Raw genomic sequence first — 23,131 nt, forward strand, 5'->3', positions numbered from 1 at the left:
GGCTCAGAGTAAGGACAGCAGATGAAAATAGTGATCGCACCGGATTCCTGGAAGGAGAGCCTGAGCGCGCTGGAAGTGGCCAGTGCGATAGAGCAAGGCTTTCGCGAGATTTATCCTGACGCCGAGTACGTCAAGCTGCCGGTTGCCGATGGTGGGGAAGGGACGGTGGAAGCCATGGTGGCGGCGACCGGCGGGCTTCTGGTTCCGCTGACGGTCACCGGGCCGCTGGGCGAGCCGGTTGAGGCATTTTACGGGCTGTCCGGCGATCGCCAGTGCGCCTTTATCGAAATGGCGGCGGCCAGCGGCCTGGAGAGCGTCCCGCCGGCGCAGCGTAACCCGCTGCTGACCACTTCCTGGGGTACCGGGGAGCTTATCCGCCATGCGCTGGACGCCGGGGTAAGACAGATCATTATTGGTATTGGCGGCAGTGCGACCAATGACGGCGGCGCCGGGATGGCGCAGGCGCTGGGGGCGAAACTGCTGACCGCCGAGGGCCAGCAAATTGCCTCCGGGGGCGGCGCGCTGGAGACGCTGGCGCGAATCGATCTCAGCGAACTCGATTCGCGGCTGGCAGATTGCCGGATTGACGTTGCCTGCGACGTCACCAACCCGTTGACCGGCCCGCAGGGCGCCAGCGCGGTGTTCGGCCCGCAAAAAGGGGCGACGGCGCAGATGATCGACCGGCTCGATAGCGGCCTACGGCACTATGCCCGGATTATCGCCCGCGATTTAGATATCGACGTGCTGAGCCTTGAGGGCGGCGGCGCGGCGGGCGGCATGGGTGCGGCGCTGTATGCGTTCTGTGGTGCTCAGTTGCGTCCGGGCATTGAGATTGTCACCGATGCGCTACAGCTGGCTGAGCGGGTGGCGGATGCCGATTTAGTGATCACCGGCGAAGGGCGTATCGATAGCCAGACGATCCACGGCAAAGTGCCGGTGGGGGTGGCGAGGGTGGCGAAGCGTTTTAACGTCCCGGTGATCGGGATTGCCGGCAGTCTTACCGCCGATGTTGGCGTCGTGCATCAGCACGGGCTGGATGCGGTATTCAGCGTGTTGTATACCATCTGTACCCTTGATGAAGCGTTGGCCAATGCCGCCGCCAACCTGCGAATGACGGCGCGTAACGTAGCCGCGGTTTTGCAGATGGGCGACAGGCGGTAACCCGGCTGGCGCAGTGGTATTTGTAGTCCGGATAAGGTGCGTAGCACCGCGATCCGGGAACCATCCCCGGTGGCGCTTACGCTTACCGGGGCTACCAACCGAATACCGGACCGTAGGGCGTAGGCCGGATGAGGCGCGTAGCGCCGCTATCCGGGGTTTACACCCCCATCCGGCACGCTTCGCGGGCCACATTATCCATCTCATCTAACAGCTCAAGCAGCTCCGGCTCCAGATCCTCGGCGGCGGTGCCTGCCCGCAGCTGACTTTCCAGGGTATGGCACAGCTTTTTCAGCCGCGGCACGCCGCTATAGCTGCAGCTGCCGTGCAGTTTATGGATCAGATCCACCAGCCCTTCCGGCTGCTCGCCCACCAGCTGCTCCTCAACTTTGTTACGCACCTCCGGCATAAAGGCGATCAGCATTTGCAGCATCTCCCGCGCCAGGTCCGGCTTCATGGCCGCCTGGCGCAGCGCCAGTTGCCAGTCGAGCGTTTGATTATGATCGACGATCGGCTCTGCGGGCGGTAGCGACGCCGGAACGACGCTGTGCAGGCCGGGCTGATAGCGCAACAGCAGTGCGTGCAGTTTCTCTTCTTCGATTGGCTTCGCCAGATAGTCGTTCATGCCGGCGCTCAGTAATTTCTCACGCTGGCCCTCCAGGGCGTGCGCGGTGACCGCAATAACCGGGGTTTGCTGATGATGGGACAGGTGATGGATAAGCTCACAGGCGCGGATGCCGTCCATATCCGGCATCTGAATATCCATCAGGATCAGATCCATCTGCAGCTGCTTGGCCTTGTCCACCGCCTGCTGGCCGCTGTCGCAGAGGATCACCTGCTGCACAAGATCATCCAGCAGGGCGCCAATCAGCTTCAGGTTAGCCGGGTTGTCGTCGACGGCCATTACCGTCATTGGCAACTTATGACTGTCGATCTGCATCAGCGGCGCGGAGGCAAGCGCGTGGCTGGTAGCCACCAGCGCCGGTAGCAGACGGGTGGTGGTGAGCGGCTTTAACAGGCAGGCGGCAACGCCGTCGCGCTTCAGGGCTTCGGCGCTGACCTGGGCATGGCACGGCAGGGCCAGCAGTACGTTATCGGACATCGCGCAGGCTTTGGCTAATTTTTCCCGATGCGGCGACAAATCGCGCATTGAAACCGGGATACCGACCAGCAGAATGTCATACTGCGCTTCCGCCAGCGAGGAGAAGGTAGGGCTGTAGATAACCTCCAGCGGCGTAGCGGCCAGCATCTCCAGGGTACACTGCGCCGCCGTCGCGTTGGCTTCCACATAGGCCAGACGTTTGCCGACAAGCCCGTCGGTGTTCAGCGTATCCGGAATGGCGTTCGGGTTGAGATCGAGGCTGATATGGAACCAGAAGGTGGAGCCGCGGTTCGGCTGGCTGTGGAACGAAATATCCCCGCCCATCTCTTTGACCAGACGCTGAGTGATCACCAGCCCGAGCCCGGTGCCGCCGTGGCGGCGTGAAATACTGGCATCGGCCTGACGGAAGGCCTGGAATAGCCGGGACTGGTCGCGCTCGGGGATGCCGATGCCGGTATCGTGGATCTGAATTTCGATCTGTACCCGGGAATTACTGATGGCCCGCTGCTCCACCAGTACGTCGATATTGCCGTGCTCGGTAAATTTGATGGCGTTGCCCACGAGGTTGGTCACAATCTGCTGCAGACGCAGCGGGTCGCCGATAACGTTGTCCGGTACATTGTTCTTAATATTCAGCGTCAGCTCCAGCCCTTTATCGTGCGCGGAATGCGCCAGCAGGGTGACCACTTCATCAAGCGAAGTGCGCAGCAGGAACGGAATACTCTCCAGGATCAGCTTCCCGGCTTCCAGCTTGGAAAAGTCGAGCACGTCATTGATGATCGCCAGCAGATTGTTGGCCGAACGTTCGATGGTGGTCAGGTGGTCGCGCTGCGTAGCGTTGAGATCGGTTTTCAGCGTCAGGCGGGTAAAGCCGATCACCCCATTGAGCGGAGTGCGCAGCTCGTGAGACATATTGGCCAGGAACTCAGACTTAATGCGCGCCGCCTCCTGGGCGCGCTTTTTCGCCAGGTCCAGCTCGACGTTCTGGATCTCCATCTGCTCAAGCGTTTCCCGTAGATCGGAGGTCGCCTGGTCGACGTTGTGTTGCATCTCTTCGTGGTATGCCGCCAGCGACATGGCCATCGAGTTAATGCCATTTTTCAGCATATCCAGTTCGCCGAGCATAAAGCCTTCGACCCGGCTGTCCAGCTGTCCGCGGCGGATGCGGTCGACAGTGTTAACCATATTGCGGATTGGCCCGGTGACGTCGCGCATCAGCCTCCAGCCGAAGATTAACGCGATGCCGATACAGAACAGCATCATTACGCTGGAGATAAAAATCTCTTTGTACTGCTGGAGGCGAACCGATTTTAGATCCAGCTCCAGGGCGACGTAGCCCAGCATATTGCCCGGCATTTTAGCGTCAGATTCGGGTGATTCATCCGGAGAATAGCTTTCCGAGACAATAGGCGTGCGCAGGATCATCATGTCGCCATCGCGGATGACGCTGAGGTGACGGGGGAATGCCTCGCCTTTCGGGATCTGCAGTTCGCTGGGATTGAGCTGGTAATTGGAGGTGACAAATAAGCGGTTATGCGAATCGTACACCGAGATGGCCCGCACGATCTCCGAGTGGCGACGATGCAGAACGCTGATCAGCTGGCCGATGGATTCGCGGTTTTGCAAGTTCATGCCATATTCGCTGGAGACCGCCAGCGGTTCGATAATACTGGCGCCAGCGTCCTCCAGCTGGCGTTGCAGGTCGTTATAACGATGAGCGACAAAGAAAATACTGAGCAACAGTCCTATCAGGACGGTTGGCGCCAGAATCAGAATCATCATGCGAGCACGCAGGCTGTAGTTGGTCATGCGGTTCCATTATGGGAGAATATAGACATCATCGTTCTGTGCAGCGTCGCTGCGCCTCGCGGCGCTGCCGCTCTGAACGAGCTCGTTTTATTTGATTGAGACAACTCTCTACGATGGCGCAATTCTACTCTGCAAAACGGCGTGTGACGACGCGCCAGATCATAACCGTTACAGTCAACGACCTCGATCCCTTTGGTCAGGGTGTTGCCCGCCACCAGGGGAAGGCGCTGTTCGTGAGCGGCGTGCTGCCCCACGAGCAGGCCGAGGTGGCGCTGGTGGAAGATAAAAAACAGTACGCCCGCGCCGAGGTGAAACGCCGACTGACCGACAGCCCGCAGCGCCAGGCGCCGCGCTGCCCCCATTTTGGCGTCTGCGGCGGATGCCAACAACAACATGCCAGCGTTCCGCTTCAGCAGCAAAGTAAACGCGCCGCGCTGGGGCGACTGATGAAGCGCGAGGTAGATGACGTCATCGCCGGCGCGCCGTGGGGCTACCGCCGTCGCGCACGCTTGAGCTTGAATTATCAGCCGAAGACCCAACAATTGCAGATGGGTTTTCGCCAGGCCAACGCCAAAGCGATCGTCGATGTGGTGCAGTGCCCTGTTTTGGTGCCCCAACTTGAGGCATTGCTGCCCGCTGTGCGCGAGTGCTTAAGCGCGCTGAGCGCATTACGCCATCTCGGCCACGTCGAGCTGGTGCAGGCGGACAATGGCCCGCTGATGGTGCTGCGCCATACCGCAGCCCTGCCGGCGACAGACAGGGAAAAACTGGAACGCTTTTCGCAAACTCACGGTCTTTCCCTGTACCTCGCGCCACAAAGCGAGATACTGGAGCATATTCATGGCGAAGCGCCATGGTATACCTCAGACGGACTACGCTTAGTGTTCAGCCCGCGGGATTTTATCCAGGTCAACGACGGCGTAAATCAGCAGATGGTGCGTACCGCACTGGAGTGGCTGGATCTGCGGCCAGAGGACCGGGTGCTGGATCTATTCTGCGGGATGGGCAACTTTACCCTGCCGCTGGCGACACGCGCCGCCCATGTGGTGGGCGTGGAAGGGGTGCCGGCGCTGGTGGAGAAGGGGCGGGAAAACGCCGCCCGCAATGGTTTATCAAATGTCACTTTCTTCCATGAAAATCTGGAAGAAGACGTCACCCGTCAGGCCTGGGCGAAGCACGGCTTTGATAAAGTGCTGCTGGACCCGGCCCGCGCCGGCGCGCCGGGCGTGATGCCGCATATAATAAAACTGGCACCGCGGCGGGTGGTGTATGTTTCCTGCAACCCGGCGACGCTGGCGCGAGACAGCGAAACCCTGTTGCAGGCTGGATATCAGATTCAACGCCTGGCGATGCTGGATATGTTCCCGCATACCGGCCATCTGGAATCAATGGTGTTGTTTGAGCGCAGGCTTACATAAGGTCATTCACAACGTCGCAGAAGAGCCACCCTGGCCATGAATGCTGACGCGACCTGCAGGATGACATGTAGAAAGTTGAGGCTTGCCGACTTCGGCAGGCCGGTCCCTTAAGGAGAGGACAATGGTTGCGGTAAGAAGTGCACATCTTAATAAAGCTGGTGAATTTGACCCGAAGAAATGGATCGCGAGTCTGGGAATTTCCAGCCAGCAGTCGTGTGAGCGCTTAGCCGAAACCTGGGATTATTGTCGCGAAAAAACGCAAGGACACCCGCAGGCGGACCTGCTGCTGTGGCGGGGCGTCGAAATGGTGGAGATCCTCTCCACCCTAAGTATGGACATCGATACGCTGCGCGCGGCGCTGCTGTTCCCGCTGGCCGACGGCGAAGTTGTCAGCGAAGAGGTGATGCAGGAGAGCGTAGGTAAATCGGTCGTGACCCTGATTCACGGGGTGCGGGACATGGCCGCTATCCGCCAGCTGAAGGCTACCCATACCGACTCGGTCTCTTCCGAGCAGGTGGATAACATTCGCCGTATGCTGCTGGCGATGGTTGACGATTTCCGCTGCGTGGTCATCAAACTTGCTGAGCGGATCGCGCATCTGCGCGAGGTCAAGGACGCGCCGGAAGATGAGCGCGTTCTTGCGGCGAAAGAGTGCACCAATATCTATGCTCCCCTGGCGAACCGCTTAGGTATCGGCCAGCTGAAGTGGGAGCTGGAAGATTACTGCTTCCGCTATCTGCATCCGGCGGAATACAAGCGCATTGCCAAACTGCTCCACGAGCGCCGTATCGACCGCGAGCATTACATCGAAGAGTTTGTCGGCCACCTGCGCTCAGAGATGAAAGCCGAAGGCGTCAAGGCGGAAGTCTATGGCCGGCCGAAGCATATCTACAGTATCTGGCGCAAAATGCAGAAAAAACACCTCGCTTTCGACGAGCTGTTTGACGTTCGCGCGGTGCGTATTGTGGCTGAGCGTTTGCAGGATTGCTATGCCGCGCTGGGGATCGTCCATACTCACTACCGCCATCTGCCGGATGAATTCGACGACTACGTGGCCAACCCGAAACCCAACGGTTACCAGTCTATTCATACCGTGGTGCTGGGGCCGAGCGGCAAGACGGTGGAGATTCAGATCCGCACCCGGCAGATGCATGAAGACGCCGAGCTGGGCGTGGCCGCGCACTGGAAGTACAAAGAGGGCGCGGGAGCCGGCACCAGCGGCGGCCGCGGCTATGAAGACCGTATCGCCTGGCTGCGTAAGCTGATTGCCTGGCAGGAAGAGATGGCCGACTCCGGCGAGATGCTCGATGAAGTGCGCAGCCAGGTCTTCGACGACCGGGTGTATGTCTTTACGCCGAAAGGCGACGTGGTGGACCTGCCTGCGGGGTCGACGCCGCTCGACTTTGCCTATCATATTCACAGCGATGTCGGCCATCGCTGCATCGGCGCCAAAATTGGCGGCCGCATCGTGCCATTCACCTACCAGCTGCAGATGGGCGATCAGATCGAAATTATTACCCAGAAGCAGCCGAACCCGAGCCGTGACTGGCTGAACCCTAACCTCGGCTATGTGACCACCAGCCGCGGACGTTCGAAGATCCACGCCTGGTTCCGTAAGCAGGATCGCGACAAGAACATTCTCGCCGGTCGGCAGATCCTCGACGACGAGCTGGAGCATTTGGGCATCAGCCTGAAGGATGCGGAAAAGCACCTGCTGCCGCGCTATAACTTCAACGAGCTCGATGAACTGCTGGCCGCCATCGGCGGTGGCGATATCCGTCTCAACCAGATGGTCAACTTCCTGCAGGCGCAGTTCAATAAACCTAGCGCCGCCGAGCAGGATGCGGCCGCGCTGAAGCAACTGCAGCAGAAAACCTACACGCCGCAAAATCGCACCAAGGACAATGGCCGGGTAGTGGTGGAAGGGGTAGGCAACCTGATGCACCATATTGCCCGCTGCTGCCAGCCAATCCCGGGCGACGAGATCGTCGGCTTTATCACCCAGGGGCGCGGGATCTCCGTGCATCGCGCGGACTGCGATCAGCTGGCTGAACTGCAGTCGCATGCCCCGGAGCGCATCGTCGATGCGGTATGGGGCGAAAGCTACTCGGCGGGCTACTCGCTGGTGGTCAGAGTGGAGGCGAACGATCGCAGCGGTTTACTGCGCGATATCACTACCATCCTCGCCAATGAGAAGGTGAATGTGCTGGGCGTCGCCAGCCGCAGCGATACCCGTCAGCAGCTGGCAACCATCGATATGACCATCGAGATTTACAACCTGCAGGTGCTGGGCCGGGTGCTCGGTAAGCTCAACCAGGTGCCGGATGTGATCGACGCGCGCCGTCTACACGGCGGTTAATTCGTCTGTAGGCCGGATAAGGCGAAGCCGCCATCCGGCAATTTCGCAACGTCGGATAAGGTCTAAACGCCTTATCCGGCCGACTATTTTTTAAATTTCCAGGATTGTCACATGACTCAAATTGACCGCTTGCTCGGCATCATGCGCCGCCTGCGCGACCCGGAAAACGGCTGCCCATGGGATAAAGAGCAGACCTTTGCCACTATCGCCCCTTACACCCTTGAGGAGACCTACGAGGTCCTCGATGCTATCCAGCGGGAAGATTTTGACGATCTGCGCGGTGAACTGGGCGATCTGCTGTTCCAGGTGGTGTTCTATGCGCAAATGGCGCAGGAAGAGGGACGCTTTAACTTTGACGATATCTGCGCCGCCATCAGCGACAAGCTGGAGCGTCGCCACCCGCATATCTTCGGCGAGGCATCGGCGGGCAATAGCACGGAAGTCCTGGCCCGCTGGGAGCAAATCAAAAGCGCGGAGCGGGCGGAAAAAGCCCAGCATTCGGCACTGGACGATATTCCCCATAGCCTGCCGGCGCTGATGCGCGCGCATAAAATCCAGCGCCGCTGCTCGGCAGTGGGTTTCGACTGGACCTCGCTGGGCCCGGTGCTCGACAAAGTGCATGAAGAAATTGATGAAGTGATGCATGAAGCGCAGCAGGCGGTGGTGGATGAAGCAAAACTGGAAGAGGAAGTGGGCGATCTGCTGTTTGCCACGGTGAACTTATCCCGTCATTTGGGCGTCAAAGCCGAGGTGGCGCTGCAGAAAGCAAACCTCAAATTTGAGCGTCGCTTCCGCGAGGTCGAGCGTATTGTCGCCGCCCGAGGCCTGGAAATGACCGGCGTCGACCTCGATACCATGGAAGAAGTGTGGCAGGAAGTAAAACGCCAGGAAACTGATCTCTAACGGATTTTCGTGATCAAGCGCGATTTGTGTGATTTTATAAATAACAAGCGCTTGATTTACGTCAAAAACATTTCGCCAAAAGCGTCTATTTTCTCTTTCCGTTATGTCGTTGAAACACCATGTAGCCTGCCTCTTCGAGTTGTTCGAGTCGCAACACAGGTGCAACTTGAAGAACGAAGGGGAGGGGAAGAATGAAAGTTTGTGGCGTCACGCATGTTCGGGTATACTACTTTCCCGTCCTGGTTATTCCATCGTTTTACCCTAACTTCTCAGGTTCAGCATGACAACGAACTATATTTTTGTGACCGGCGGGGTCGTATCCTCTCTGGGTAAAGGCATTGCCGCAGCCTCCCTGGCAGCCATTCTTGAAGCCCGTGGTCTCAACGTGACCATCATGAAACTGGATCCGTATATCAACGTCGATCCGGGCACCATGAGCCCAATCCAGCATGGGGAAGTGTTCGTTACTGAAGACGGCGCAGAAACCGATCTGGACCTGGGCCACTATGAGCGTTTTATCCGCACCAAGATGACGCGCCGCAATAACTTCACCACCGGCCGTATCTACTCCGACGTGCTGCGCAAAGAGCGCCGTGGCGACTACCTGGGCGCGACCGTTCAGGTTATCCCGCACATCACCAACGCTATCAAAGAGCGCGTACTGGCGGGCGGCGAAGGCCATGACGTCGTGCTGGTGGAAATCGGCGGTACCGTAGGCGATATCGAATCCCTGCCGTTCCTCGAAGCGATTCGTCAGATGGCGGTAGAGATCGGCCGCGAGCATACCCTGTTCATGCACCTGACTCTGGTGCCGTACATGGCCGCCGCGGGCGAAGTCAAAACCAAGCCGACCCAGCACTCCGTGAAAGAGCTGCTCTCCATCGGTATTCAGCCTGATATTCTGATCTGCCGCTCCGATCGCGCGGTTCCGGCCAACGAACGAGCCAAAATTGCTTTGTTCTGTAACGTTCCGGAAAAGGCTGTGATTTCTCTGAAAGATGTCGATTCCATTTATAAAATTCCGGGCCTGTTGAAATCTCAGGGGCTGGACGATTATATTTGTAAACGATTCAGCTTAACTTGTCCGGAAGCAAACCTGGCCGAATGGGAACAGGTAATCTATGAAGAAGCTAATCCGGCAGGCGAAGTCACCATCGGTATGGTCGGTAAGTACATTGAACTGCCGGATGCCTACAAGTCGGTGATTGAAGCGCTGAAACACGGCGGTCTGAAAAATCGCGTTACCGTCAACATCAAGCTGATCGATTCGCAGGATGTGGAAACGCGCGGCGTCGAAATCCTCAAGGATTTAGACGCTATCCTGATCCCGGGCGGCTTCGGCTACCGCGGCGTTGAAGGCAAGATCGCCACCGCGCGCTATGCGCGTGAAAACAATATTCCTTATCTGGGCATCTGCCTGGGTATGCAGGTTGCGCTGATTGAGTTCGCGCGTAACGTAGCGGGTATGGAAAACGCCAACTCGACGGAATTTGTGCCAGACTGTAAATACCCGGTCGTGGCCCTGATTACCGAATGGCGTGACGAAGATGGCAACGTTGAAGTCCGCTCTGAGAAGAGCGATCTGGGCGGCACCATGCGCCTGGGCGCGCAGCAGTGCCAGCTGAGTGATGATTCTCTGGTACGCCAGCTTTACGGCGAGCCGACCATCACCGAGCGTCATCGTCACCGCTACGAAGTCAACAACATGTTGTTGAAATCGATTGAAGCTGCCGGTCTGCGCGTTGCGGGCCGTTCCGGGGATGATCAGTTGGTCGAGATCATCGAAGTGCCGAACCATCCGTGGTTTGTGGCCTGCCAGTTCCACCCGGAGTTTACTTCGACGCCGCGTGATGGACACCCGCTGTTTGCCGGCTTTGTGAAAGCCGCGAGCGAGTACCAGAAACGCCAGGCGAAGTAAAAAGAGTTTGAACGGCAATGCACCCATCCGGGTGCATTGTTTGTCTGGAGTTTTAGTTTAACTTGTACTGAGGAAAACCTAATGTCCAAAATCGTTAAAGTCATCGGTCGTGAAATCATCGACTCCCGTGGTAACCCGACTGTTGAAGCCGAAGTACACCTGGAAGGTGGTTTCGTCGGTATGGCAGCTGCTCCGTCAGGTGCTTCTACTGGTTCCCGCGAAGCGCTGGAACTGCGCGATGGCGACAAATCCCGTTTCCTGGGTAAAGGCGTAACCAAAGCTGTTGCTGCGGTAAACGGCCCGATCGCTCAGGCAATCCTGGGCAAAGATGCTAAAGATCAGGCTGGCATCGACAAGATCATGATCGACCTGGACGGTACTGAAAACAAATCTAACTTCGGTGCGAACGCTATCCTGGCCGTTTCTCTGGCGAACGCCAAAGCAGCTGCTGCGTCCAAAGGCCTGCCGCTGTACGCGCACATCGCTGAACTGAACGGCACTCCGGGCAAATACTCCATGCCGGTTCCGATGATGAACATCATCAACGGCGGTGAGCACGCTGACAACAACGTCGACATCCAGGAATTCATGATTCAGCCGGTTGGCGCGCCGACCCTGAAAGAAGCAGTACGCATGGGTTCTGAAGTGTTCCATCACCTGGCGAAAGTGCTGAAGTCCAAAGGCATGAACACTGCCGTTGGTGACGAAGGCGGCTACGCGCCGAACCTGGGTTCCAACGCCGAAGCGCTGGCTGTTATCGCTGAAGCGGTTAAAGCTGCAGGCTACGAGCTGGGCAAAGACATCACCCTGGCGATGGACTGCGCGGCGTCTGAATTCTACAAAGACGGTAAATACGTTCTGGCTGGCGAAGGCAACAAAGCATTCACCTCTGAAGAGTTCACTCACTTCCTGGAAGAGCTGACCAAACAGTACCCGATCGTCTCCATCGAAGATGGTCTGGACGAATCTGACTGGGAAGGTTTCGCTTACCAGACCAAAGTACTGGGCGACAAAATCCAGCTGGTTGGTGACGACCTGTTCGTAACCAACACCAAGATCCTGAAAGAAGGCATCGAAAAAGGCATCGCTAACTCCATCCTGATCAAGTTCAACCAGATCGGTTCTCTGACCGAAACTCTGGCTGCTATCAAGATGGCGAAAGACGCTGGCTACACCGCTGTTATCTCTCACCGTTCTGGCGAAACTGAAGACGCTACCATTGCCGACCTGGCTGTTGGTACCGCTGCAGGCCAGATCAAAACTGGTTCTATGAGCCGTTCTGACCGCGTTGCTAAATACAACCAGCTGATTCGTATCGAAGAAGCGCTGGGTGAGCAAGCGCCGTTCAACGGTCGTAAAGAGATCAAAGGTCAGGCTTAATCCTGTCCTTGTGAAATAATCATGCCAGCCTTCGGGCTGGCATTTTTTTTACGCCTGCGGCCATTATTTAAAGTCGACGGCCATTTGCTGAGGGATCGACAACCCGCGGGTGGTTTCCACGCAGCGGTCGATGTAATCGGTAAAGCGCGGCGGTTTTGGCATCCCCATGCTCAGCAGCTTGTCGTTACTAAAGCGCACGTTCAGTGTGGCGAATGCGCCGTATAAGCGCATGGCTTTCAGCATCAGCCGCTCATTGCATGGCCCAAATATCCCTTTCAGTTCGCGTCTCATTTTGACCAGCGTTTCATAGCTCACCTGGGCGTACTTATCCCCCACCGGCGCCTGCTCCAGGGCCTGAGCCATCGCCCGGTCGATTTCGGCAAACTTCACGCTGTTCTCTTCGCCAGCAGAGATATGCACCACCTCGCCGTGAGCCAGAGGCTGGTTAAGCAGCATTAGCAGGGCGTCGGCGCAGTAGTCCACCGGGATAACGTCAATTCGGTCCTCCATGGAGCACATGAATTTCTGCAGCATCAGCCCCATGCTGAACACCCAGAAAATACTGCTGGAAGGCCGGCAGCCGTGATGGGTATGACCCACCACGATAGAGGGGCGGGCAATTACCAGCGGTAGCGTAGGGCACTGCTGCTGCATCAGCTGCTCGATGGTCGACTTCGAGTGGGTATATTCCACCAGGTGCTCAGCGCGTTCCCGAAACTCCGCGCTTTCGGCGACCAGTGAATCCGGTTCAGGCGAACATGACATCGCCGTACCGACGTGCAGAAAGCGCTGCAGACCCGTCACCTGCGCCATACGTTGCGCCAGGCGCAGCGTGCCCTCAACGTTAACCTTCCAGATAAGCGGGTTGCTGCCAAATGAGGCGACAGCGGCGCAGTTGAGGACATGGGTGACCTGCTCAAGGCGCGGATCGTTAAGAAAATGCTCCGAAGAGGCGAGATCGCCCAGCAGGATATGCTGCTGGCGCAACATCGCCAGCTTCTCCTCGGCGATGTTGAACTTACGCATGTTCTCTTTAACCCGTTCGAGGCCAGCCTCGGGGCTATCAGCACGTACCAGCAGCAGCAGATCTAACCGGGTTTCCTGATGGAGTATTTTCTCTAACGCGGCACCGCCCAGAAACCCCGTAACGCCGGTAATTAATAATGTGGTCATAAACGCTATCTCATTATGGTTGGTCTGCGGGATTCTAGGCGGGCAAAAGTAAACGACAATTAAATAAAAAAGGGGCCCGGTCAGGGCTTTATTAAGACCAGTTTAAGGTTATTATTACCGGGGGATAGAATTGGACTCGCAGATCGGCCAGATAATTCACTCTTTCATGTATCAGTTTGTACGTTACTGTATTTTAAGGTTTTTTATTTTGGTTCTTGGACCTTTTATTTTATCCTGAATGACAGGAATAACATTTTTTGTTACATATTTCCCCCCGCGCGTCAGAATGCTATTTATTTTAATTCTTATCATGCTAATAAACTAAGCCAAAAGAAAAGATTGCCTTTTTAATCAATAATATTATTCCCGACACGGATATTGACGGAGGGGTAAAAAAGCGATCGCAGCGCAGGACAAGACCTGGGCAGCGAAATCTGCGATAATGAACGTTTATCACCCTAAACAGAGATGACTATGCAGTACCCGATTAACGAGATGTTCCAGACCCTGCAAGGCGAGGGTTACTTCACCGGCGTGCCTGCCATCTTTATTCGTCTGCAGGGATGCCCGGTAGGATGCGCGTGGTGTGACACCAAGCATACCTGGGACAAGCTGGCCGATCGGGAAGTGTCGTTGTTCAGCATCCTGGCGAAAACCAAAGAGAGCGACAAGTGGGGCCCGGCAAGCAGCGAGGATCTGCTGGCGATTATTGGGCGGCAGGGGTGGACTGCCCGCCACGTGGTCATTACCGGCGGTGAGCCCTGCATTCATGATTTAACGCCGTTAACCTCGCTTCTGGAACAAAACGGCTTTAGCTGTCAGATTGAAACCAGCGGCACCCATGAAGTACGCTGCAGCCCCAATACCTGGGTGACGGTTTCCCCGAAGGTCAACATGCGCGGTGGCTATGACGTGCTGTCTCAGGCCCTGCAGCGGGCGGATGAGATCAAGCATCCGGTAGGGCGCGTCCGCGACATAGAAGCGCTGGACGAACTGCTGGAAACGCTGAGCGATGACAAACCGCGGATCATCGCCCTGCAGCCGATCAGTCAGAAAGAAGATGCGACGCGCCTGTGTATCGACACCTGCATCGCCCGCAACTGGCGCCTGTCTATGCAGACGCACAAGTATCTGAATATTGCCTGATAAAAAAGCCCGGCAGCGTACTGACCGGGCTTTTTTTCGCTTACTCGCCGCGATAGACGCAGCCGGCGGTGCAGGTCTCTTTGACCATCACGGCGCTCAGCAGCGGCACCCGCGGTTTCATCTCATCCCAGATCCATTTGGCCAGCACTTCGCTGGTGGGGTTTTCCAGACCAGGAATATCGTTCAGATAATAGTGGTCGAGGCGATCGTATGTCGGCTTAAAGGCGGCCTTCAACTCGGCAAAATCCATGATCCACCCGGTATGGGGATCGACTTCACCGGTGATCTCCAGACGCACCATAAAGGAGTGGCCATGCAGGCGACCGCATTTGTGTCCTTCCGGGACGTGCGGCAGGTGGTGGGCGGCTTCGAAGGTGAAATCTTTAAACAGCGTGGTGGACATCATTGACTCTCAACAGGACGAAAAAAACCGCCGTAGGGTACCGGAAAGTACATTTTTTCGCATTAACTAAAACGGCCGTGAACAGAAAATGGACATGTTTATCTGCTTTATTTGATTTAATCTCTTATATTTCAATTGCTTATTTAATCGATTTTGTTGTTAATAACTACAACTAAAACAGGTTAGTCCATTTGGTTATTTATTATTTCCATCCCTTCTTTAATTGTTACTATGCCCGCCGTTAACCTTCTATTCTCTTCTGTTTTTGTCGCGCTGACAGGGTGCGAATAACAGCTTTGCTTACTGGAACAAACGACGCATGACGACACAGGCCCCACCTTCCAACTTGCTGCCGCTCAACCCGGAGCAACTGGCGCGCCTTCAGGCGGCCACCACTGACTTCACGCCCACTCAGCTCGCCTGGGTATCTGGCTATTTCTGGGGCGTGCTGAATCAGCAGTCCGGCGCGGCGGTAGCCGCCCCCGCCCCGGCCGCCGAGGTACCGACGATCACGCTGATTTCCGCCTCGCAAACCGGCAACGCCCGCCGCGTCGCCGAAGCGCTGCGTGACGATCTGCTGGCGGCGAAGCTGAACGTGAAGCTGGTGAATGCAGGCGATTATAAATTCAAACAAATTGCTGCGGAAAAACTGCTGGTGGTTGTAACGTCCACCCAGGGGGAAGGAGAGCCGCCGGAAGAAGCGGTCGCATTGCATAAGTTCCTGTTCTCTAAGAAAGCGCCGAAGCTGGACGGGACCGCGTTCGCCGTCTTTGGTCTCGGCGATACCTCTTATGAATTTTTCTGCCAGTCCGGCAAAGATTTCGACAACAAGCTGGCCGAGCTCGGCGCGGAACGTCTGCTCGATCGCGTCGATGCCGACGTTGAATATCAGGCCGCGGCCGCTGAATGGCGCGCGCGCGTGGTTGAGGCGCTGAAGGCCCGTGCGCCGGTCGCTGCGCCCGCTCAGCTGGCCACCAGCGGCGCGGTGAATGATATTCACACCAGCCCATATACCAAAGAAGCGCCCCTGACGGCGACCCTGTCGGTCAATCAGAAAATCACCGGCCGCAATTCAGAAAAAGATGTGCGCCATATCGAAATAGACCTCGGTGATTCCGGTCTGCGCTATCAGCCGGGCGACGCCCTGGGCGTCTGGTACCAGAACGATCCTCAGCTGGTGAAAGAGCTGGTGGAGCTGCTGTGGCTGAAAGGCGACGAGCCGGTGACCGTTGAGGGCAAAACTCTGCCGCTGTCGGAAGCCCTGCAGTGGCATTTTGAGCTGACGGTTAACACCGCGACTATCGTTGAAAACTACGCCACCCTGACGCGCAGCGAATCGCTGCTGCCGCTGGTGGGCGATAAAGCTCAGTTGCAGCAGTATGCCGCCGCGACGCCGATCGTCGATATGGTCCGTTTCTCTCCGGCGCAGCTGGACGCCGAGGCGTTAATCGGTCTGCTGCGTCCGCTGACGCCGCGCCTGTATTCTATTGCTTCCTCACAGGCGGAAGTGGAGAGCGAGGTGCATGTCACCGTAGGCGTGGTGCGCTATGAAATTGAAGGCCGCGCCCGGGCTGGCGGCGCCTCCAGCTTCCTCGCCGACCGCGTGGAAGAGGATGGCGAAGTCCGTGTCTTTATCGAACACAACGACAACTTTCGTCTGCCAGCCAACCCGGAGACCCCGGTGATCATGATTGGCCCGGGCACCGGTATTGCGCCGTTCCGCGCCTTTATGCAGCAGCGCGCTGCGGACGGAGCGCAAGGCAAGAACTGGTTGTTCTTCGGCAACCCGCACTTCACCGAAGATTTCCTCTATCAGGTGGAGTGGCAGAGCTATGTGAAGGAAGGTCTGCTGACCCGTATCGATCTGGCCTGGTCCCGCGATCAACAACAAAAAATCTATGTGCAGGACAAACTGCGCGAGCAGGGGGCCGAGCTGTGGCGCTGGATCAATGACGGCGCCCACATTTATGTCTGCGGCGACGCCAATCGTATGGCGAAGGACGTGGAAAACACCTTACTGGAAGTGATTGCCGAATACGGCGCGATGGACGCCGAAGCGGCGGACGAATTTTTAAGTGAGCTGCGCGTTGAGCGCCGTTATCAGCGAGATGTCTACTAATGAGCGAAAAACATCCGGGGCCTTTAGTGGTCGAAGGTAAACTGAGCGATGCCGAGCGCATGAAGCTTGAGAGCAACTACCTGCGCGGCACCATTGCGGAAGATTTAAACGACGGTCTGACCGGCGGTTTTAAAGGCGATAACTTCCTGCTGATCCGTTTCCACGGCATGTACCAGCAGGACGATCGCGATATCCGCGCGGAGCGCGCCGCCCAGAAGCTGGAGCCGCGTCATGCGATGCTGCTCCGCTGCCGTCTGCCGGGCGGGGTGATCACCACCACCCAGTGGAAGGCGATCGATAAGTTTGCCGCTGAGAACACCATTTACGGCAGTATTCGCCTGACCAACCGGCAGACCTTTCAGTTCCACGGCATTCTGAAAAAGAACGTCAAGCCGGTGCATCAGATGCTGCACTCGGTGGGGCTGGACGCGCTGGCCACCGCCAACGATATGAACCGTAACGTGCTGTGCACCTCCAACCCCTACGAGTCGCAGCTGCACGCTGAGGCCTACGAGTGGGCGAAAAAGATCTCTGAGCATCTGCTGCCGCGTACCCGCGCTTATGCCGAGATCTGGCTGGATCAGAAAAAGGTCGCCACTACCGACGAAGAGCCGATCCTCGGCCAGACCTATCTGCCGCGTAAGTTTAAAACCACGGTGGTGATCCCGCCGCAGAACGATATCGATCTGCACGCTAACGACATGAACTTCGTGGCGATTGCCGAAAATGGCAAGCTGGTAGGCTTTAACCTGCTGGTGGGCGGCGGTCTCTCTATCGAACATGGTAACAAAAAAACCTACGCCCGCACGGCGAGCGAATTCGGTTATCTGCCGCTGGAGCATACGCTGGCGGTGGCGGAAGCGGTTGTGACCACCCAGCGCGACTGGGGCAACCGTACCGACCGTAAGAATGCGAAAACCAAGTACACCCTTGAGCGCGTCGGTATCGAAACCTTCAAAGCGGAAGTGGAGCGCCGGGCAGGCATTAAGTTTGAGCCGATCCGCCCGTACGAATTTACCGGCCGCGGCGATCGCATCGGCTGGGTGAAGGGGATTGATGATAAGTGGCACCTGACGCTGTTTATTGAAAACGGCCGCATTCTCGATTATCCGGGTCGTCCGCTGAAGACTGGCCTGCTGGAGATTGCTAAGGTCCATCAAGGCGAATTCCGCATCACCGCTAACCAGAACCTGATTGTCGCCAGCGTACCGGAAGATCAGAAGGCGCGGATCGAGAAGCTCGCGCGGGATCATGGCCTGATGAATGCCGTCACCCCGCAGCGCGAAAACTCGATGGCCTGCGTCTCCTTCCCGACCTGTCCGCTGGCGATGGCGGAAGCCGAGCGTTTCCTGCCGTCGTTTATCGACAAGGTGGAAGGGGTGATGAGCAAGCACGGCGTGAGCGATGAGCATATCGTCACCCGCGTCACCGGCTGCCCGAACGGCTGCGGCCGCGCGATGCTGGCGGAAGTGGGACTGGTGGGCAAAGCGCCGGGCCGCTATAACCTGCACATCGGCGGTAACCGCAACGGCACCCGCATCCCGCGGATGTACCGTGAGAATATTACCGAGTCGGAAATTCTCGACTCGCTAGACGAACTGGTAGGGCGCTGGGCGAAAGAGCGCGAAGCGGGTGAAGGCTTCGGCGATTTTACGGTGCGTGCGGGCATCATTCGCCCGGTGCTCGACCCAGCCCGCGATTTCTGGGAATAACATCCTGGTGCCCGGTGGCGCGTAGCGATCCGGGCCAGCGAAACCCGTAGGCCGGACGAACGCAGTGTCGTCCGGCAAAACAGGCAAACGAGGTTCATATGTCCGTACTCGATCTAAACGCGCTTAATGCATTGCCGAAAGTGGAACGCATTCTGGCACTCGCGGAAACCAACGCCCAACTGGAAAAGCTTGACGCCGAAGGGCGTGTGGCGTGGGCGCTGGAAAATCTGCCGGGAAACTATGTGCTGTCGTCGAGCTTTGGCATTCAGGCGGCGGTCAGTTTGCATCTGGTGAATCAGATCCGCCCGGATATTCCGGTGATCCTCACCGATACCGGCTACCTGTTCCCGGAAACCTATCAGTTTATTGACGAGCTGACGGACAAGCTCAAGCTGAACCTGAAGGTCTACCGCGCGGCTGAAAGCGCGGCCTGGCAGGAGGCGCGCTACGGCAAGCTGTGGGAGCAGGGCGTTGAGGGCATTGAGAAATACAATGAGATCAACAAGGTTGAGCCGATGAACCGGGCGCTGAAAGAGCTCAACGCGCAGACGTGGTTTGCCGGTCTGCGCCGCGAGCAGTCGGGCAGCCGGGCTACGCTTCCGGTGCTGGCGGTTCAGCGCGGGGTGTTCAAGGTGCTACCGATTATCGACTGGGATAACCGCACGGTGTATCAGTACCTGCAAAAGCACGGGCTGAAGTACCACCCGCTGTGGGATCAGGGCTATCTGTCGGTAGGCGATACCCACACCACCCGCAAATGGGAGCCGGGCATGGCAGAAGAAGAGACCCGGTTCTTCGGGCTTAAACGCGAGTGCGGATTGCACGAGGGTTAAGCTGTTAGCTCTTCCTCTGAGTGATAATTCAAAAAGAACACGCGGGCGATACCGCGCGTTCTTTTGTGCGTATTAGCTTTTCTTCTCCACCTTCGCCAGCTCTTTCACCAGCGGCAGCATGACTTTCACTACCTCGCGTCCGCGGTGTTCGATGCGCCCGGGCAGCGCGTGGTCGATATACTGCTGATTATCCAGCTGGACGTCATGCCAACTGGTTCCCTGCGGGAAACTGGCCGATTTGCTCCGCTGCTGATAGCCATCTTTTTTGCCGAGTGACCAGTTAGTCGCCTCGACCGACAGCACCGGGATCCCGGCGTTGTCGAAGACGCTGGCGTCATTGCAGCAGCTGGTGCCTTTCGGATAAGCCGGGTTGAGTCCCGGGTTGGTGTAGGCGGCGATGCCCTTGCTGCGAGCGATAGCCAGCGCGCGATCGCGGGTCAGCTTGCGCACCGAGGCCGGCGTGCTGCGGCCGCTGTTGAAGTAAAGCTTATCGCCCACCACCAGATTATCGAGATTGATCACCAGCAGGGTATTTTTCTTTTCCGCTTCGCTCATCCGCTGCAGCAGGTTTTGCGCGCCGAGACGGCCTTCCTCTTCACCGCTGGTGGCGATAAAGCGGATGCCATAGCGGGTAGGGACGTTCTTTAAATGCTCCGCCAGCTCCAGCAATACGCCAAGTCCCATCGCGTTGTCGTCGATGCCCTGCAGCGTCAGGCCGCCGAGGTTGTTCTCCACGTCTTTATCGCTCTGCGGCGCATAGGTGTCGAGGTGTGCCATGATAATAATCTGCTGGCGCACTTTACCTTCATGGGCGGCGATCACCGTACTGCCGGTGGCGTTATGCCAGTTCTTGCGCTGATTGCTGTCGGTAAAGATATAGCGGGTATTGAAGCTTCGCACGTCGCTCTGATACCCCATCAGGGCGAACTGCTGGCGCAGATAGTCAGCTGAGAGCATTTCCGGCGGCGTTCCGGTCATTCGTCCCGGGAAGACGGTGGCGATATGGCGGGCCTGGCTACTGGCGGTGTCGCCCAGCGCGCTGAATGCGGGGGCGGCGGCAAAAACAAAACCGGTGCCGAGCGCCAGCGGAAGCAGACGGCGGCACAACGCGGAAAACATAAGGGGTCCTTACACGAACAAGACAATTTGACGCGTACAGTATGAAACTGTGACCGCGGTTAAACAATTTCAATTGCTCTTAAATAGCGGAAAAATAGCGCGTTAAGCACTTTTTGATATTTGTATTTCCGCCGCGTTATTCCTTTGCGTCACAACTCATTCCATTTCGTAATTTCATTTGCTCTAAGGCGCACCCTATAGTCGCAGTATCGCTGAATGTAAGAGAGTTGTTGCACCGTGGATTACTTGCCCCTTTTTGCCGAACTGAAACAAAGGCCCGTGCTGGTGATCGGCGGCGGCGAGATTGCTGAACGTAAGATCAAGTTCTTGCTGCGCGCCCAGGCGCAGGTGCAGGTGGTCGCTGAAACGCTGTCACCGGCGCTGGCCGATCTGGCTGCGCGCCAGGCACTCAGCTGGCGGGCGACGGAATTCAGCGACTCGCTGGTGGATGATGTCTTTCTGGTGATTGCGGCCACCGAGGATGAGGCGCTTAACCAGCGGGTATTTGCGGCAGCTAACGCGCGCTACCGGTTGGTCAACGTGGTGGATAACCAGGCGCTGTGCTCGTTTGTTTTCCCTTCTATCGTCGACCGTTCGCCGCTGCTGGTGGCGATCTCCTCCAGCGGTAAAGCGCCGGTGCTGTCGCGCATTCTGCGTGAAAAAATCGAAGCGCTGCTGCCGACGAATCTCGGTCGGCTGGCGGAATCAGCAAGCTACTGGCGCAACCATCTGAAAACCCGCCTGACGACTACCGAAGCGCGTCGCCGCTTCTGGGAGCGCGTCTTTACCGGCCGCTTCGCCAGCCTGATGGTGGCGGGCAACTCTGCGGAGGCGGAAAAGGCGCTGCAGGATGAGCTGGATAAGCCCGAACGTGAGACGGGAGAAATTATTCTGGTTGGCGCCGGGCCGGGCGATGCCGGGCTGCTGACCCTTCGCGGTCTGCAGGCGATCCAGCAGGCGGACGTGGTTTTCCACGATCATCTGGTGACTCAGCCGGTTCTCGAGCTGGTGCGCCGCGATGCCGAACTTATTTGCGTCGGCAAACGCGCCGGCGAGCACTCGGTGCCGCAGCATGAAACCAATCAGCTGCTGGTGGAGGCGGCGAAGGCGGGGAAAACCGTCGTGCGCCTGAAGGGCGGCGATCCGTTTATTTTTGGCCGCGGCGCAGAAGAGCTGCAGGCTGCCGCCGAGGCGGGGATCCCGTTCCAGGTGGTGCCGGGCGTCACCGCAGCCGCCGGGGCGACGGCCTACGCCGGTATTCCGCTGACCCATCGCGATTATGCGCAAAGCGCCGTCTTTGTCACCGGCCACTATAAGCCGGACAGCGCCCCCTTCGACTGGTCGCTGCTGGCGAAGAGCCAACAGACGCTGGCGATCTACATGGGCACCATGAAGGCAGCGGAAATCAGCGCGCAGCTGATCGCCCACGGTCGCGACAGCGACACGCCGGTGGCGGTAATTTCCCGTGGCACCCGTGACGATCAGCAGACGATAACCGGCACATTGCAACAACTCGAACACCTGGCGAAAGACGCCCCGATGCCCGCCCTGCTGGTGGTAGGCGAAGTGGTGCAGCTGCATCAGCAGCTCGCCTGGTTTCAACATACATCATCCGCCGAGGGGTTTAACGCTTCGGTGGTCAATCTGGCTTAAGGAACGGTTATGGACCAAAAACGACTCACTCACCTGCGGCAACTGGAGGCGGAAAGCATCCATATTATTCGTGAGGTGGCCGCCGAATTTTCTAACCCGGTAATGATGTACTCAATCGGGAAAGATTCCAGCGTAATGCTGCATCTGGCGCGCAAAGCGTTTTATCCGGGAACCCTGCCGTTCCCGCTGCTGCACGTCGATACCGGCTGGAAATTCCGTGAGATGTATGAGTTCCGCGACCGGACCGCCAAAGCCTACGGCTGTGAGCTGCTGGTGCATAAAAACCCGGAAGGGGTGGCGATGGGCATCAACCCGTTTGTCCACGGCAGCGCCAAGCATACCGATATCATGAAAACCGAAGGCCTGAAGCAGGCGCTGAACAAATACGGCTTTGACGCCGCGTTCGGCGGCGCGCGTCGCGACGAAGAGAAATCCCGCGCGAAAGAGCGCATCTACTCCTTCCGCGACCGTTTCCACCGCTGGGACCCGAAAAATCAGCGTCCGGAGCTGTGGCACAACTACAACGGCCAGATTAACAAAGGCGAAAGCATCCGCGTCTTCCCGCTCTCCAACTGGACCGAGCTGGATATCTGGCAGTACATCTATCTGGAAAATATTGAAATCGTGCCGCTGTATCTGGCCGCTGAGCGTCCGGTGCTGGAGCGCGACGGTATGCTGATGATGATCGATGACGACCGTATCGATCTGCAGCCGGGCGAGGTGATTGAAAAACGGATGGTGCGTTTCCGTACCCTCGGCTGCTGGCCGCTGACCGGCGCGGTGGAGTCTGAAGCGCAGACGCTGCCGGAAATTATTGAAGAGATGCTGGTATCGACCACCAGCGAACGTCAGGGGCGCGTCATTGACCGCGACCAGGCCGGCTCGATGGAGCTGAAGAAACGTCAGGGGTATTTCTAAGGAGCCGC

Annotated in this window: 16 protein-coding genes; 12 read left to right on the plus strand and 4 right to left on the minus strand. The window is 57.6% G+C overall.

Going from position 1 to position 23,131, the window contains the following annotated elements:
- The first annotated feature begins 21 nt into the window (after positions 1-21).
- Positions 22-1,161 carry a glycerate kinase gene (locus KB892_RS03745; protein WP_002915222.1) on the plus strand — a complete coding sequence of 380 codons (1,140 nt, stop codon included), beginning with the start codon at positions 22-24 and terminating at the stop codon, positions 1,159-1,161.
- A 157-nt stretch (positions 1,162-1,318) separates the two neighbouring features.
- Here the strand turns inward: KB892_RS03745 and barA are convergent, their stop codons facing one another.
- On the minus strand, positions 1,319-4,069 hold the full coding sequence (gene barA / locus KB892_RS03750) for a two-component sensor histidine kinase BarA (protein WP_004151066.1): 2,751 nt from the start codon (positions 4,067-4,069) through the stop codon (positions 1,319-1,321).
- 113 nt (positions 4,070-4,182) lie between these two features.
- Between barA and rlmD the strand changes: the two genes are divergently transcribed.
- From rlmD to eno, 5 genes are all read left to right on the plus strand, one after another.
- Entirely contained in the window at positions 4,183-5,487 is a 1,305-nt protein-coding gene (gene rlmD, locus KB892_RS03755; RefSeq protein WP_002915220.1) for a 23S rRNA (uracil(1939)-C(5))-methyltransferase RlmD, read from the plus strand.
- Positions 5,488-5,608: 121 nt separating this feature from the next.
- Entirely contained in the window at positions 5,609-7,846 is a 2,238-nt protein-coding gene (gene relA / locus KB892_RS03760; RefSeq protein WP_002915217.1) for a GTP diphosphokinase, read from the plus strand.
- A 111-nt stretch (positions 7,847-7,957) separates the two neighbouring features.
- Positions 7,958-8,749: a nucleoside triphosphate pyrophosphohydrolase gene (gene mazG / locus KB892_RS03765; protein ID WP_002915215.1), complete on the plus strand. Its 792-nt coding sequence runs from the start codon at positions 7,958-7,960 to the stop codon at positions 8,747-8,749.
- Positions 8,750-9,029: 280 nt separating this feature from the next.
- Positions 9,030-10,667, plus strand: a complete 1,638-nt coding sequence (gene pyrG, locus KB892_RS03770) for a glutamine hydrolyzing CTP synthase (RefSeq protein WP_002915214.1) — start codon at positions 9,030-9,032, stop codon at positions 10,665-10,667.
- An 81-nt stretch (positions 10,668-10,748) separates the two neighbouring features.
- Positions 10,749-12,047, plus strand: a complete 1,299-nt coding sequence (eno, locus tag KB892_RS03775) for a phosphopyruvate hydratase (RefSeq protein WP_002915213.1) — start codon at positions 10,749-10,751, stop codon at positions 12,045-12,047.
- 63 nt (positions 12,048-12,110) lie between these two features.
- Here eno and KB892_RS03780 read toward each other — a convergent pair whose 3' ends face one another.
- Positions 12,111-13,220, minus strand: coding sequence for an SDR family oxidoreductase (locus KB892_RS03780; protein WP_002915212.1), 1,110 nt, complete (start codon positions 13,218-13,220; stop codon positions 12,111-12,113).
- A 474-nt stretch (positions 13,221-13,694) separates the two neighbouring features.
- On the opposite strand from KB892_RS03780, the gene queE reads away from it, so the two are divergent.
- Positions 13,695-14,366, plus strand: coding sequence for a 7-carboxy-7-deazaguanine synthase QueE (gene queE, locus KB892_RS03785; protein ID WP_002915210.1), 672 nt, complete (start codon positions 13,695-13,697; stop codon positions 14,364-14,366).
- A gap of 40 nt (positions 14,367-14,406) precedes the next feature.
- Here queE and queD read toward each other — a convergent pair whose 3' ends face one another.
- Positions 14,407-14,772, minus strand: a complete 366-nt coding sequence (queD, locus tag KB892_RS03790; protein ID WP_004174641.1) for a 6-carboxytetrahydropterin synthase QueD — start codon at positions 14,770-14,772, stop codon at positions 14,407-14,409.
- A 316-nt stretch (positions 14,773-15,088) separates the two neighbouring features.
- Here queD and cysJ point away from each other — a divergent pair, with 316 nt between their 5' ends.
- The 3 genes from cysJ to cysH all read left to right on the plus strand — a co-directional run bounded on the left by cysJ (position 15,089) and on the right by cysH (position 19,433).
- Positions 15,089-16,888: an NADPH-dependent assimilatory sulfite reductase flavoprotein subunit gene (cysJ, locus tag KB892_RS03795; RefSeq protein ID WP_004151065.1), complete on the plus strand. Its 1,800-nt coding sequence runs from the start codon at positions 15,089-15,091 to the stop codon at positions 16,886-16,888.
- Entirely contained in the window at positions 16,888-18,600 is a 1,713-nt protein-coding gene (cysI, locus tag KB892_RS03800; RefSeq protein ID WP_002915181.1) for an assimilatory sulfite reductase (NADPH) hemoprotein subunit, read from the plus strand. Before cysJ ends, cysI begins: the two co-directional genes overlap by 1 nt.
- 98 nt (positions 18,601-18,698) lie before the next feature.
- Positions 18,699-19,433, plus strand: coding sequence for a phosphoadenosine phosphosulfate reductase (gene cysH, locus KB892_RS03805; protein WP_002915177.1), 735 nt, complete (start codon positions 18,699-18,701; stop codon positions 19,431-19,433).
- A gap of 72 nt (positions 19,434-19,505) precedes the next feature.
- Here the strand turns inward: cysH and KB892_RS03810 are convergent, their stop codons facing one another.
- Positions 19,506-20,552 carry an aminopeptidase gene (locus KB892_RS03810; protein WP_002915169.1) on the minus strand — a complete coding sequence of 349 codons (1,047 nt, stop codon included), beginning with the start codon at positions 20,550-20,552 and terminating at the stop codon, positions 19,506-19,508.
- A 246-nt stretch (positions 20,553-20,798) separates the two neighbouring features.
- On the opposite strand from KB892_RS03810, the gene cysG reads away from it, so the two are divergent.
- Together cysG and cysD are read left to right on the plus strand one after the other, a co-directional pair.
- The gene (gene cysG, locus KB892_RS03815) at positions 20,799-22,205 is read left to right on the plus strand and encodes a siroheme synthase CysG (RefSeq protein ID WP_004217556.1); all 1,407 of its coding nucleotides are present in this window, start codon (positions 20,799-20,801) and stop codon (positions 22,203-22,205) included.
- A gap of 9 nt (positions 22,206-22,214) precedes the next feature.
- Positions 22,215-23,123, plus strand: coding sequence for a sulfate adenylyltransferase subunit CysD (cysD, locus tag KB892_RS03820; RefSeq protein WP_002915160.1), 909 nt, complete (start codon positions 22,215-22,217; stop codon positions 23,121-23,123).
- Positions 23,124-23,131: the final 8 nt, after the last annotated feature.

The sequence above is a fragment of the Klebsiella sp. P1927 genome (assembly GCF_018204675.1).
Classification (GTDB): Bacteria; Pseudomonadota; Gammaproteobacteria; order Enterobacterales; family Enterobacteriaceae; genus Klebsiella; species Klebsiella pneumoniae.